The sequence below is a fragment of the Dyadobacter crusticola DSM 16708 genome (assembly GCF_000701505.1).
Lineage (GTDB): Bacteria > Bacteroidota > Bacteroidia > Cytophagales > Spirosomataceae > Dyadobacter > Dyadobacter crusticola.
Genome location: NZ_JNJB01000019.1, coordinates 26,886 through 39,878 on the forward strand (window position 1 = coordinate 26,886; position 12,993 = coordinate 39,878).

Here is a 12,993-nt window from a genome sequence, read left to right on the forward strand (position 1 = left end):
ACAGGGAGCTAGAATGCCGCATCCCTGAAAAATCCGTCCTTCGATATGTAAAAGCGCCCGGGTGTTGCCGTCCAGGCGGGAATGGCAAACGACGGCTCTTTTTTTAAGAAGTGGAAATGAAATGAAAGGTACTCACGGCCGGTTTCGGTGTCCCGCAAGGTGCCTTCATCCCATACCAATATTTCCGATAACGCTTCCAGGTCGCCCTGTGCGTCTAACTTGTCCTGTTCGAGCACATGTGAGTCGAAATAGGCACGAATCTGCCCCGTTTCGGCCAGTCTGCATACAACATGTGACATGCTGTCGATCTGCGACTGTGTACGAAGAATGCTTTGACCTGCCAGAAGTTTCCACCACAAAAAGTTGCACTCGTCGAATGCAAAGGAACGGGTACTCAGGAAAATCTGCCGGTAGTCGGCGCTTTTTAGAAACAGCCTGTTGATCTTCCGATTGTTGCGGAACAATGTAAAATGTCCGACCAGGTATTCGCGTTTGGCACTCAGAACGTCGTACCGTGACAAAAGCTCGTTCGGGAAGAAGTTCCGGATATTTCCCAGGACCATATCCACGTCGCAGGTACCCCAGAATACCGAGGTTTTTAGATAATCATCAAAAATGATCCCGAATGCGGGTCTCAGATCACACACCTTATAGGGATTTTCCAGTGATACCGGCATTTCCAACCTGGCAATGGCCAGTGCTTTCAAGTCCGCCAGCGTCATTCTGACAACCTTCACATTCTGTCGCGTTCCTTCGGGCATTGTATCCGAAAAGAACAGGAATGTACAGTCCGGATTGGCATGGCAGCTCTCAAGAAAAAAAGGCATCCAGGCCGGCGGCGGCCCGAAATAGGGTATAATGAATGTAATTTCCTTCTTTTTCAAGATCAAAGTGCTATTGGTTTACCACAACAAGGGCTTCCAGCCCCTCTCCATAATGAAGTACCGGATCACTTCGGCACGAATTGAAGTGAAACCGTCCTTCTTCCAGGAAGCAAACTCATCAAGGCTGTAAGAAGGACGGGTGTTCCCGCTGTCCGAAGGGCTCGTTTGCCGGGGTACAACCGTTCCGATGTCGCCCAGTATCCGGCAGCTGGCTGCGAAATGGATGTCTTCCGCCGTTTCAAATGTGACTGGCCAGACGCCCCAGAAATACCTCAGCCATTCAGTCCTGAAAAAATAGCTGCTACACGGAAAATCGATCTTGGTATCTGCCTCACAGAGGTTAACCGAGTCAACCGTTCGGCTGTCGCCAACAAAATACCGGTTCACATAACCGGGACTTTTGACACGCTCGGGGTAGAAGTCGTCCCGGGGAATGATCCGGCCATTACTGGCCACAATGGCGTGGTGCTGACCGCAGGCCCGTATGCATGTTTCGATCCAGGTCGGCGACGGTACCATGTCATCGTCGAGCACCCAGGTATATTCCGACTTTGCGTGAATACCTATACTAAACCGCGAGAAATATTTAAGGTCCTCGTCCGACTGAAAGAATTTTATTTGTGGGTAATCGTCCAGCACGTCCTTCACATGCACATGCCGCATGCACTGAATCACCCATATATGGGCGGGCGGCGTCGTCTGGGCGAGGATTGCCTCTATCTGCTCGCGAAGATTGTTGCGCTTCCAGACTGTCAGAATAACAGTCACATTCGCATGATTTTCCATATTCTGTCGTGATCAGTTCGCGTTCATACGTCTTTTTTCCGCCTCGTTGCCCAGGCTTTTATTCCTGGCCTGCTTCACTGTTTTCTTTCCAAAATTGTAGGATAAAGACGCCCTCACTCGCTGATTATCGGAATAGTACCGGCTCGAAATGTTCACAGGCCCGTACTCGGTCAGCAATGTGTTAACCTGGGTCCTGAAAATATCCTGAAAAGAGACTTTAAAAGTGACATCTTTTACTACTTCCTTGGTCAGGCTGACCGTTGCCCAGTACAACGCCCTGTTCTGCCAGATCGTGTAGCGGTTGGGGGAGTTATAAGCGAAAAACAGCTCTGTCTTGTAGCCTTTGGGCAGTGAAAAGATGTTTGTGCTGTAAAAAGAAAACCCATAGCCGCCCAGCTTCACACCCGGCACATTACCGATCTCGGACCGTGTCTGTGTACCCGAAATTGTGAGAGAGGTGTTGGTTTGCCACCATTTAACCACTTCCTGTCCCCAGTTGGCCCCTACATATGCGTCGTTTACACTCTTAAGGTTACCCATCGACTGTATATAAATTCGCGTTTCCAGGTCCGCAAACATCACATCCGAGATGAGGTTCTTTGTATGCGTATAATTGGCGTAAAATGATAACCCGCCCATCGTATAGTAGACGTCCAATGTATTAGCGAAGGAAGGTTTCAGCGCCGGATTGCTTTCGGAAATCGTGTAAGGGTCCATCAGCGACCGGTAAGGAACAAGATTGGACAGCGCGGGCCGTGAGATCTTGCGGGTGTAAGAAATATTGAAATTCGATTTATTATCAAACTCTTTGGTGATTCCCAGGCTCGGAAAGAACCCGGAATATCGCCGGTTCAGATTTGAACTCGCCAACTCCTGGCTGGTATACTCAAACCTCACACCTGCTTGTACCGACCAGCCCCCTTTCAGGTCGTTGGTGTAATTACCATATCCGGCGTAGCCAAATTCCTTGTAAACCCCCGAGTTGCTGAAGGCGGGATCGAGTACGTAGAAACCTTCGGTAGCGGTTTCCTGCATCAGCTGGTTGTTGTTGCTGATAGACATATACCGCCCGCCCAGCTCCCAGCGGCCCGCTTTGGAAGGCAGGGTCAGATCAGCCTGCGCAATGAGGCTTCGCTGATCGCCGGGGTTCTGTATCTTAACGGCCGTGGTCGTTCCGATTGCTCCCCCTTCCGCATCCTGGCGCTGGTAGTAAAGATTCTGCACATTGGATTTATCCAAAAAACTCTGCGTCACATTCACCGATAGTTCCTTTCCGGTGCTGTCGAGTTTGCCGGTATAATAGAGGTTCACATCATAAGTCTCCGAATTACCCCGACGGTTCTTGTCCACGTGGAGCAAAGAATCAACCTTGCCGGAAGCGCCAATGAACCGGGTTTCCATATCGGTCAGGTAGCGGCTCCGGCTATGCCCGGTATTGAACCGCAGTCCTACCGACTGTCTGTCGTTCGGTGTGAAATCAATCCCGCTAAATGTCGAAACACCTTTGGTTCTATAAATTACTTCCAGTTCATTCTTCATTGCGCCGCCTGGAAATTTTCTCTCCAAGACCTGGTCTTCAAGTGTATTCTCCACTTTCCCACTTACGGAGGTGAAGAAGTTCCACTTCGGCGTCCGGAAGTTAAGAGAGCCGTCGGGATAAAACCTGCCCATTTGTCCTTGCGAGTGGATCACACTCAAACGCCCGTTTAACCCTGTGCTCAGGCTTTTTTTCGTAATAATGTTAATCACCGCTCCGAACGACGCATCGTATTTGGCAGGCGGGTTGGACATTACCTCTACTTTGAGAATTTCCTCTGCCGAAAAATTCTGTAAAAAATTGGATAATGCACTTTCGCTGGTTTGTCGCCCGTCCACCAGGATCAGTACGTTCCCTTTATTCCCAACTTTAATACCGTTGGACGATGTACGTACCAGGGGCGCATATTTCAGGAGATCTTCCACTTTGTTGCCCTTCGCGATGACGCTGTTCTCCACATTCAGGATCATGCGGTCGCCTTTTTGTTCAACCAGGCTGCGCTGGCCTTTCACGGTTATCTCCCGAAGATCCTGTGCAGTTTCTTCAAGAGCTATACCGGAAAATTCCTGTGCTGGGTTTGCCGCATTAAGCGTGAACCGCTCCGACCACTTCTTCTGAAAACCCATGTATTGTACAGTGACCAGATAGTCGCCCTCCGCAATGTTATCGATCGCAAAAAGGCCCTGATCATCACACATTGCTCCTTTCACAATGCTGGAGTCTTTGCCCGCAACGAGTGCTACGGTGGCATAGGGCGCGACTGCGCTGTTTTTTTCTACGACCTTCCCTTTTACAAGAAATTGCGCTGATAAATGGCCCGACAGGGACATTACAAATGCAGCAATCAGGTATGATTTCCTTTTCATAGCATCCGGATTATGATGATAATACCTTTTTTGATACGCAAAAGAGTTCAGAAAGCGGTTTTGCTGAAATTTTCTTATACCAACCCGCCGAAAATTAAGACGGGATAAAAACCTTCGGTTCGTCGAAACCCGGGCACGTTTCGTCTAAAAAAGACCCGTGCAACACAGCCGTTTCATTACTTCGCTGGTGCTATCATTCATCCTTTCTCCTTCAAACAAGCTGCGCATGAAGGCTATACAAACCTTTTGGACCCCGCCGGATCAACCTGTTCAACACCTTGCGGGGGGATGGCTCGACCCGCGCTACCATTTTATGAGTTGGGCATTGAGTGCCTCGCTCCTCGCCCGCCATTTCGAAAAAGTAGTCTTGCATACGGACATAAACGGCCGCCACATCCTCATCGACGAATTGGCCCTTCCTTACTCGGAGGTACATCTGGTACAGGAGGGACTGGGCAAAAAGTATCCGAAAAAATGGTGGGTAATGCGCAAAATCCTCTCCTATGGCTTGTCTGACGAACCTTTCATCCACGTCGACGGCGACGCTTTTCTCTGGAACGGCCTGCCGGAGTCCACACTTAACATGCCACTAATCGCCCAAAACAGGCAGGATGGCTTTATGTGCTATAATGTGGCCGTCAATCAGTTCAAGGGTGCCGGCATTCCGCTTCCAGGCTTCATCGATCCGTCGCTTGATGCTTACCCGGCCGTCAATATGGGTGTTACCGGAGGTACGGATTATGTTTTCTTTAAAAAATATGCGGATATCGTGGGGACTTTCTACGACCAGCACCTATCCGGTCGGGAAGGCTCCGCGGAAATGACCAATACAGGTTATCTCAACACCCTGATTGAAGAATGCTTCTTTGCATTGCTAGCCGCTTCGGAGAACCTGCCCATTGCCATGCTCATTGATGAAAAAATGGATGGCGGCTATGCTTCTCTGGCCAACTGCCTCAACCAGAATTACCCCGTGACGCATCTGATCGGAGAGAACAAGCAACGCATTTTCTATTGCAAACAGGTGGAGTTCTACCTTCAGAAACTTTTCCCGGATACCTTCCGGCGTGTTGCCTATTTTTTGGAAAAATATAATTTTCGGCAAGCGCCTGTCAAAGATAAATCCACTCCCGACCCGTTCGCACTAAGTAATGCGTTGTGCAAAAACAGCGGAGAGCCTGCCGTTTTTACATTTGAAAACTATCACTCCCTCTCCCGCAAATACCGCAAACAGGGAAAAGAGCAGATCCTGAAAATGAGTCGGTTTGAAATGGAAAAGAGCCGCGCCATCCGCAATTACCTTCGCAACAAGTCGCGGTTTTCGATGCAACAGCAAAACCGTTTCGCCCTGGTGGATCGCCTTATGGCCCTCCCGATCCGTGAACGACTGGACGATACGCTGACCTATAACGAGCATGCGCCTGTTTTCAGGGTAAGATATCCGTCGCAATCGGTAGACAGCCATTGCACGCTGGTTTACGATTTCGATTTCCACTACGAACATATTACGCATCGATCGCTGGACGACCTGAGCCTGCTGATCCTGCTCAACACCGAGCATCCAGTAACTTACCGGACCCTGATCGGGCAGTTCGAGAACAGGACCGGGGCGGATCTAGATGCCGACGCACCAACACCCGCCCTGGTCAACCTGGATCTTAAGATCAAGGAAATGATTTTAATCGGCCTATTGACCTACACTTTCGCACAGAAACCAGCAGAAGCTTGCTAGAAAATCCCGGTAAAAACCTTGTCAAAGACAGACAGATTCTCAGTGATCACCTCGGCTTCCCCGTTGATGACCGCCTGCATAGGAATTTTTTGATTAATGTTGGTCGTCAGACCATTGGTGAGCGCCACTTTTACCCTGTAAAACCGATCAATAGGGATTAATGGCCTGGTGGCTACCTTACCGATCAGAAAACCATATTTGCTTTCCGGAAACTCATTGAGCCGCAGGATTACCTTCTGCCCTCTCCGGAGCTGGCCGGCCCCGTTAATGGGCACATACAGCTCCACATCGTAAGTTGAAAATTCCGGTACTACCATCAGGACCGATGCCCTCGGCATTTCCTCAGTACCTTTGAACATGGCTATCTTTCCATTGGTAGGTGCGGTGTAAAACTGCTTTTTGCCCGTAATGCTGTTGCTTTCAACGAGAATAGTGTCATTCTTCCGCACGACCTCGCCGTCCGATACCTGTGGCAGGTAATCCACGGCTGGATCGGTCTTCATCCACGCGACCCTGAAATATTGTTCTCGGGCATTCAGACTCGCCTTTGCTTTAATTGAGACCGGCAGATAGAGGTATCTGGAAACTCCCAGCACTATCACCAACAGTACAAGGAAAACAGAGATCCCCCATCGGATAACCCAGCTGGGAACCTGACCAATAATTTCCTGGATCTCTTCATTCGGTTGATACTGATCAATTACAGTTGACATAAGATTTTCATTTAAGCTGCGTCCAGTTCTAGTTGATTTTTAACCAGGTTGTAATAATACCCTTTGCTTCTGCACAATTCCTTGTGATTGCCGATCTCCTTAACCTCTCCCCCGTCCAGAACGATAATCTGATCGGCATTCTTGACGGTACTGAGCCGGTGCGCGATCACGATCACAGTGCGACCCTTGAAAAATTTCTCAAGGTTCTCCATAATGACGCGTTCATTATTGGCATCGAGTGCGCTGGTAGCTTCGTCAAAGAACAGGTAACTCGGATCTTTGTACACCGACCTGGCAATAAAAATACGTTGCCGCTGGCCTCCGCTGAGACCGGAACCTGCGCTGCCTACTTTGGTAGAGAAACCAAGCGGCAACTTTCGCACATAATCCTGGATATTGGCGGTCAGCACGGCTTCCAGCAAACGGTTTTCATTGATCCTGTGCCCGTCTACGGCAATATTCTTGGCGAGGGTATCCGAAAAAATAAACCCGTCCTGCATCACCGTCCCGCATCGGTTCCGCCAGCTACTGGCCTGAATGTCGGTCATTTCAATACCGTCGACGAGTATTTCGCCCTCCTGCGGCGGGTAGAATTTCAGAAGCAGTTTGAGTAATGTCGTTTTACCGCTTCCGCTGGCGCCCACGATGGCGGTCACCTTCCCTTTTGGAATGTGGATATTTATATTTTTGAGAACCCAGGGGACATGCGGGCTGCCGTACCTGAATGAAAGGTTGCGGATCGTAATACCCTCGTCGAAGCCAGTCAACATGCTGTTGAACCGTAGGTCGGCAACGGCCTCCTGCAATTCCCTCTCGCTGTAATCTGCAATCTCGCTCCGCTTACCAAACATATACTCCTCGTTCAGCTCTTCATCGGGTTTGTTGTGAATCTCGCTCAACCGGTCGAGGCTCATTTTTGAGTCCTGAACGCTTTTGATGAACTCGATGATCTGCCCTAACGGACCGTTCAGCTGCCCTATAATGTAGGAGATACTGAGCATGACCCCAAGTGATATCTCGTTGTTGATCACCTGAGTAGCCGAAATGTAGGTGACGATGATGTTTTTGAGCTGGGTGAAAAATGAAGATCCGATTTCCTGGTATTGTTCCAAGCTCAGGCTCTTCACATTTACTTTGAAAAGCTTCGCCTGGATGCGCTCCCATTCCCATCGGCGTGCGCGCTCACAATTGTTCAGTTTAATCTCCTGCATGCCGGTGATGAGCTCAAATATGCTGCTCTGGTTTTCACGCATGCTCTGGAACCGTTTGTAATCGAGGTCGCGGCGTTGTTTGAGGAACAGGAAAACCCAGGCAAACGAAAGAATACTCCCGATCAGGAATACCAGCAGCAGTTCCACACTGTAAAAAGCCAGTACCCCTGAAAAGATGATGATATTCAGGACAGAAAATAGCGTGTTGATAGTCGTACTGGTTAGGAAAGTTTCGATCCGGTGGTGGTCAGCAAGCCGCTGGGTGATATCACCCACATTTTTGCTCTCAAAAAAACTGATCGGCAACTTCATAAGCTTGATCAGAAAGTGCGAGATGATACTGAGGCTAATCCTTGTATTAATATGCAGCAAGATCCAGTTCCGTATCATATCGACGCTTACCCCGCCGAGAAAAAGCATCAGCTGGGCGATCAGGATCAGGTGAATGAGGCTGATATTGTGCTGGTGTATCCCGTAATCGACCAGCGATTGCGTTAGAAACGGAAATATCAGGCTCACAATGCTCCCGAAGACCATTCCGAGGCATACCTGCGTCAGGTACTTTTTATAGGGGGACAGGTACTGAAACAGAAATCCGAAACCCGTATTGGGCTTCCGGTCACCTTCTGCCTCTATATGATGAAATTCGGGGGTAGGTTCGAGGAGCAACGCTACGCCGACTTCCCTTGCGGGGTCGCCCGCCCAGCAGCGCAGGAACACTTCCCGGTCCAGGGCAATCAGTCCGTGCCCGGGATCGGCGATAATATAGCGATCCTCAAATTTCCGTTTGCTGAATGAAAACTGTCTTTTTACATCGTATAGCACCACATAGTGCTCCTGGTTCCAATGCAGAATACAGGGATAAGGCGCCTCATTGCTCAATTTCTGGCAATTGATCCTTACCATCAAGGTCTTGAAGCCGATCTTCTCGGCAGCGAGACTCAGGTTGGCCAGGCTCACACCCGATCGGGAGACAAATGCATTGGACCTCAAATAGTCAATGGAATAGTCCTTCCCGAAATATGCCGTCACCATTTTAAGACATGTGGGGCCACAGTCCATAAAATCCAGCTGTGCAAAAAACTTGTATTTATTTCCAGCCATGTCCGTCGTTAATTTACAATATTGATACTTTTCAAAGCGTCCGCATAGGACGTCCGCACCAAACCAGCGCCATCAATCGTCGCGGACGACAAATGGTCGAGCAACACGTTTTGTACATGTGTCAGCAGCTTCATCAAGTCATAGCAATAGACCGACGCGTTTGCGAATTTCTTTTCCGCGCTGAATCTATGCGCCAGATGCCCGCCTCCGCATACCTGCCTCACCCTGCATTTACGGCACATATCCGGTAAAATGCGGTGGCTCTGCCGGTGCAATTTTACTAACGGTGACTCATATACCTCACTAAAATCATGATCTGCCACATCCATGCCTTCCTTCGTAAAACCGTCCCCGCATGCTTTCAGGTAGTCTGATGCTTCGATGCCGCCGTCCGTCTCCACAATGAGGTAACGGTTCTCTTCCTGTCCAATACTTTCGAAGCCGGTATCAATACCGAGGATCATGAATACAAGTTGATTAAGGAATCGAATCCGCGGCTTAGCACTACTTTGATCAGCAAACCAACAATTGAAAAGTTTGATCCACCAATCACCGTACGGTGTATAAGCGTGCGTGGAAACCCGTTCTGTGTATAATGGCGGCGGCCTGTCGTGGTGGTAATCCGGCCACAAGAAGTCCAGATACCGGATGCCGAGGCCGCGAAAATACGCATACAGCTCATTCGGGTCCGAGTTGGCATCCATCACCGCCAATATACCGAGCCGACAGTCGGCGACTCGGGCAGCCTCTAATCCCGCCACCGTCCGGGTGTGGGTACCAAGTTGCCGGTGATCTTTACGGAACCTGTCGTGCCAGTGCGCCGGACCATCCAGGCTGATACCGATGTGAAATGAAAGATCGTTGAGCAATACACACCAGGCTGCATCAAGCAGCACGCCGTTGGTCTGGACACCAAATTTCAGTTTGACCCTGGAACCCAATGCGGCCCGCGCCTTCTCGACAAATGTCCTGAAAAATGCCTTCCCTGCCAGGAGCGGCTCTCCCCCGTGGAGGATGAATTCGAATTCCGTGAGCTTGAACTCGTCACAATGCCTGGCTACCCGTGCCATCAACTGATCGACCTGAATATCGGCCATTACCTTAGGCAACAGGAGATAACTTTCGTCACCCATCTGGTACATATAGCAATAGGAGCAGTTGATGTTACAACGGCTCGCTATCTTGACTACCACGCCGCTCAGGCCTTTTTGGGTGGGCATAATTCATCCAGGTTAACAATCAGGACATTTCGTTTTCATTGAAGCTTTTCCTTGTCATCGTCGTTAGTTTTACCGCCGCCAAACTGCAACCAGCCTCCCTGGACATCATCGCCATCGATCTGGTCTTTCCCGTCTTCTTTCAGTTCGTCGAGCGACTTTCTGGTGCTTTTCTTATCTAGTTTGCTAATAGAAAATCTGTCTTTCTTTTTCATGATTAAAAAGCATTTTAGTGATTGTTTAGTCCCAGATTTTCAAGCAGGTTACCCGAGCGGACGTTGGCTCTGCCGGTAGTCGTTTCGTAAAAGCCGGGCATGTAGGGGCGGTCACCGCCTCTGAGTTCTTCTCCGCCGTCTTTTGTTAGAATTTCAAAATCCGGCGTCTGGGCGGTCTCATTTCCCTCAAGGAGTTCCATCCAAAACTGGTCAAAGTTCTTTCTCATAGCAATTGTGTTTTGTAAAACGTGATGTACAAATGTGCCCGGTCCGCAAGGGTATTCACAGCTTTATCGACGAATCTATCCTATTATTCGACCATGCAGCCGTGAAGGACCATTCCAGGTTTTTCTTAAGTGAACCAGGAATGGTCTGTACGGATCTGTTCCTAGTTGTAGGACTACTAATTGGGGTTGTTTAATTGCTTAGAGCTGTGAGTGCTTTGCACAGGATACTAGTAGCGATAGTGGTCTCCGAATCGGTCATATTCCTTGTGGCTTCATCTGATGCGAATCCGACCAGACGCGCCACTGTAAATTTTTTAAGAAACATTTTTGCCGAATTCGCCGAAGTAGAAGATTGATTTTTCATGTCGTATGTTAATTGGTTTGATTTACGACATGAAGTAAGACAAGAAAAAACATAATTTTTCTCTTTTTATACCAATATGAGCTAACGGTCGACCAAAGCCCCAAAAGGATCGCGGCGGCTATTTTAATGGCAATTTGATCGATACTTTATACTCCTCGGGGGTAGTTGTCTTTTCTACCAGATGGTTATCTGGATAGTACATTTCGAGCCGTTTTTTCAGGTTCACCAGTCCTATTCCACCCGATGTTTCCCGGTTTGCGTTCCGCATGGCAGGCACGTTGGGCTTGCTGTTAGCAATGCTGAATTCCAGTCGTTCGGGCGTGACGCCGATGTGAATGTTCACGTAGGAGTTATGTCGTGTAGCGTGCACCCCATGCTTGAATGCATTCTCCACCAGCGTGATCAGCAGGAATGTAGGGATTTCATGCGCGTCATCAATCTCCCCGTCCTGCACTAGGCTAATTTTGCATCGGCGTGTACTGCGGATTGATTCCAGTTCTGCATAATGCTTGATATACTGAATCTCCTTGTCGAGCTTGATAAACTCATCATTGGCCTCGTACAATGCAAAACGTAAAATCTCCGACGCCTTCTGAAGGTACTCGGCCGCGTCCTCCGCCACCGGCAGGATCTTCGCATAGGCTGCATTGAGAACATTGAACACAAAGTGAGGATTGATCTGCGATTTTAGCACCTTTAATTCCATTGCCAGTGCTTCGTTTTGCAACTTCTGGCGCAGAATGTTTTCTATCGCCGCATACTTGGCAACCTTGAAAGCCGCAGGAAGCAGGAGTAGCTCCATTTCGGAAATGTCGTAGGCAAATACCAGCCAGGACCGCGGATTAAAAATTTGAAAAGGGGACAGGTACATTCCTGCGACTACCTGAAACCGGTCAGGCATGTTTTTCAAGTCAAATGCATAGTCGACCAACAAAAAAAGTAAGCCTGAGAGCAAATGCTTCACTACAACGATCGTCAACAGCAGGACTACGGCCAGGGTTACGCCTTTCAGATACTTTCGGAGCAAGTTAAAAAGCGCTACACAGAGGTAGTATTCAGGAATGACTTTCGAGAAATACAGGAAGCTCGACACAGTAACGCGGGGGTCGGAAAGCTGGGAAGCCAGTGTTGGGATGGCATAGGCATAATGTAGCAAAAGGAACAGTACCCAGAAGCACACATGATAGAAAACCCGCAACGCAGGGGTACGCGGGAAAAGTAATCTGGCTACGAAGGAATTATCGCTATCGTTTCTATCCATCCAATGAATTTTACTTTTCTGTCAGTTGCCTGAACACTTCATCCCTGGTCGGAGAAACCGCAATAGATACTTTCATGCCATTCAGCATCGTAATCATATTGCCTTCTATCACCTTTATGCTGTTCCTGTTCACAATATAGGATCGATGTGTTCTAACAAACGTCGGCGACGGGAGCCGGGCCATCATGGAAGCCATCGATGCCAGCGTCACCAGCACGCCGGCGGTATGGTATACCTTCACATAATCTTTCAACCCCTCTATGAAATAAATATCCTTGAACCAGACACAATACATTTTTCGGTCTGCGCGAATCCACATGTATTCGTCCTGGGCACCGTTTTCAGGTTTCTTGTCTGATACTGGCAATGCAGCCATATCTTCAAGTAGCGGATTCGCCAGAGCCGGATCGATATCAGCCAAACCCGCCGATTCGACGCTCGTCCTGGGCTTACCGTCATAAGCCTGTGCCCCGGTCACCAGCCTGCGTGCCTTGGTGACCGCTTTTAAAAACCGGTCAAAACCAATGGGCTTAAGAAGGAATGAGGTTACGTCGAAAGTGAAGCCGTCAACAGCATATTCGGGATAGGCGGTGGTCATAATCACTTGCGACTGCGGGGCATTTACAATGTTCAGCAAATCTAGGCCCGACAGCTCGGGCATGTTTACATCCAGAAAAATAATATCAGGCAGACGCTCCGGAATCACTTCCAGCGCTTCAACCGCATTGTAGCAGCTTCCCGCGTAGGTAAGCCACGGGATTTTAGCGATCAAAAACTTCAGTACTTCGTGGGCCGGCTCCTCGTCATCAATGATCAGACAACTTATTTTTCGGGTGGTCGTAGTTGGAGTCATCGGGGAACTGCTGGTTATTATGC

At 49.1% G+C, this 12,993-nt stretch carries 11 protein-coding genes; 1 reads left to right on the top strand and 10 read right to left on the bottom strand.

The features are described 5' to 3' along the window. Positions 1 to 8: 8 nt before the first annotated feature. The 3 genes from Q369_RS28455 to Q369_RS0119750 are packed head-to-tail and all read right to left on the bottom strand — an operon-like array spanning position 9 to position 4,073. Positions 9 to 884 (bottom strand): DUF6625 family protein, encoded by an 876-nt coding sequence (locus Q369_RS28455; RefSeq protein ID WP_157488253.1) that lies wholly within the window; start codon positions 882 to 884, stop codon positions 9 to 11. Positions 885 to 902: 18 nt separating this feature from the next. Continuing rightward, positions 903 to 1,670 (bottom strand): glycosyltransferase family 2 protein, encoded by a 768-nt coding sequence (locus Q369_RS0119745; protein ID WP_031529506.1) that lies wholly within the window; start codon positions 1,668 to 1,670, stop codon positions 903 to 905. A 12-nt stretch (positions 1,671 to 1,682) separates the two neighbouring features. After that, entirely contained in the window at positions 1,683 to 4,073 is a 2,391-nt protein-coding gene (locus tag Q369_RS0119750; protein WP_031529507.1) for a TonB-dependent receptor domain-containing protein, read from the bottom strand. A 226-nt stretch (positions 4,074 to 4,299) separates the two neighbouring features. On the opposite strand from Q369_RS0119750, the gene Q369_RS0119760 reads away from it, so the two are divergent. After that, the gene (locus tag Q369_RS0119760) at positions 4,300 to 5,805 is read left to right on the top strand and encodes a DUF6734 family protein (RefSeq protein WP_035333710.1); all 1,506 of its coding nucleotides are present in this window, start codon (positions 4,300 to 4,302) and stop codon (positions 5,803 to 5,805) included. Here the strand turns inward: Q369_RS0119760 and Q369_RS0119765 are convergent. The 7 genes from Q369_RS0119765 to Q369_RS0119795 form a co-directional block, all read right to left on the bottom strand. Then, positions 5,802 to 6,518, bottom strand: coding sequence for an HlyD family secretion protein (locus Q369_RS0119765; RefSeq protein ID WP_031529509.1), 717 nt, complete (start codon positions 6,516 to 6,518; stop codon positions 5,802 to 5,804). The genes Q369_RS0119760 and Q369_RS0119765 overlap by 4 nt on opposite strands. An 11-nt stretch (positions 6,519 to 6,529) precedes the next feature. Beyond that, the gene (locus Q369_RS0119770; RefSeq protein ID WP_031529510.1) at positions 6,530 to 8,833 is read right to left on the bottom strand and encodes a peptidase domain-containing ABC transporter; all 2,304 of its coding nucleotides are present in this window, start codon (positions 8,831 to 8,833) and stop codon (positions 6,530 to 6,532) included. A gap of 8 nt (positions 8,834 to 8,841) precedes the next feature. After that, complete coding sequence (locus tag Q369_RS0119775; RefSeq protein WP_084165788.1) at positions 8,842 to 10,053, bottom strand: radical SAM protein; 1,212 nt, start codon at positions 10,051 to 10,053, stop codon at positions 8,842 to 8,844. Positions 10,054 to 10,088: 35 nt separating this feature from the next. Beyond that, on the bottom strand, positions 10,089 to 10,265 hold the full coding sequence (locus Q369_RS29075; RefSeq protein ID WP_157488254.1) for a hypothetical protein: 177 nt from the start codon (positions 10,263 to 10,265) through the stop codon (positions 10,089 to 10,091). 14 nt (positions 10,266 to 10,279) lie between these two features. Beyond that, positions 10,280 to 10,492, bottom strand: a complete 213-nt coding sequence (locus tag Q369_RS0119785) for a hypothetical protein (RefSeq protein ID WP_031529512.1) — start codon at positions 10,490 to 10,492, stop codon at positions 10,280 to 10,282. 482 nt (positions 10,493 to 10,974) lie between these two features. Continuing rightward, positions 10,975 to 12,117 carry a sensor histidine kinase gene (locus Q369_RS0119790; protein ID WP_031529513.1) on the bottom strand — a complete coding sequence of 381 codons (1,143 nt, stop codon included), beginning with the start codon at positions 12,115 to 12,117 and terminating at the stop codon, positions 10,975 to 10,977. A gap of 10 nt (positions 12,118 to 12,127) precedes the next feature. Then, on the bottom strand, positions 12,128 to 12,970 hold the full coding sequence (locus Q369_RS0119795; RefSeq protein ID WP_051664157.1) for a LytR/AlgR family response regulator transcription factor: 843 nt from the start codon (positions 12,968 to 12,970) through the stop codon (positions 12,128 to 12,130). Positions 12,971 to 12,993: the final 23 nt, after the last annotated feature.

Coding starts and splice junctions, on each gene's coding strand:
- Q369_RS0119785 (WP_031529512.1), bottom strand. CDS start 10,492: ATGAGAAAGAACTTTGACCAGTTTTGGATGGAACTCCTTGAGGGAAAT.
- Q369_RS0119760 (WP_035333710.1), top strand. CDS start 4,300: ATGAAGGCTATACAAACCTTTTGGACCCCGCCGGATCAACCTGTTCAA.
- Q369_RS0119775 (WP_084165788.1), bottom strand. CDS start 10,053: ATGCCCACCCAAAAAGGCCTGAGCGGCGTGGTAGTCAAGATAGCGAGC.
- Q369_RS0119770 (WP_031529510.1), bottom strand. CDS start 8,833: ATGGCTGGAAATAAATACAAGTTTTTTGCACAGCTGGATTTTATGGAC.
- Q369_RS0119750 (WP_031529507.1), bottom strand. CDS start 4,073: ATGAAAAGGAAATCATACCTGATTGCTGCATTTGTAATGTCCCTGTCG.
- Q369_RS29075 (WP_157488254.1), bottom strand. CDS start 10,265: ATGAAAAAGAAAGACAGATTTTCTATTAGCAAACTAGATAAGAAAAGC.
- Q369_RS0119790 (WP_031529513.1), bottom strand. CDS start 12,117: ATGGATAGAAACGATAGCGATAATTCCTTCGTAGCCAGATTACTTTTC.
- Q369_RS0119745 (WP_031529506.1), bottom strand. CDS start 1,670: ATGGAAAATCATGCGAATGTGACTGTTATTCTGACAGTCTGGAAGCGC.
- Q369_RS0119765 (WP_031529509.1), bottom strand. CDS start 6,518: ATGTCAACTGTAATTGATCAGTATCAACCGAATGAAGAGATCCAGGAA.
- Q369_RS0119795 (WP_051664157.1), bottom strand. CDS start 12,970: ATGACTCCAACTACGACCACCCGAAAAATAAGTTGTCTGATCATTGAT.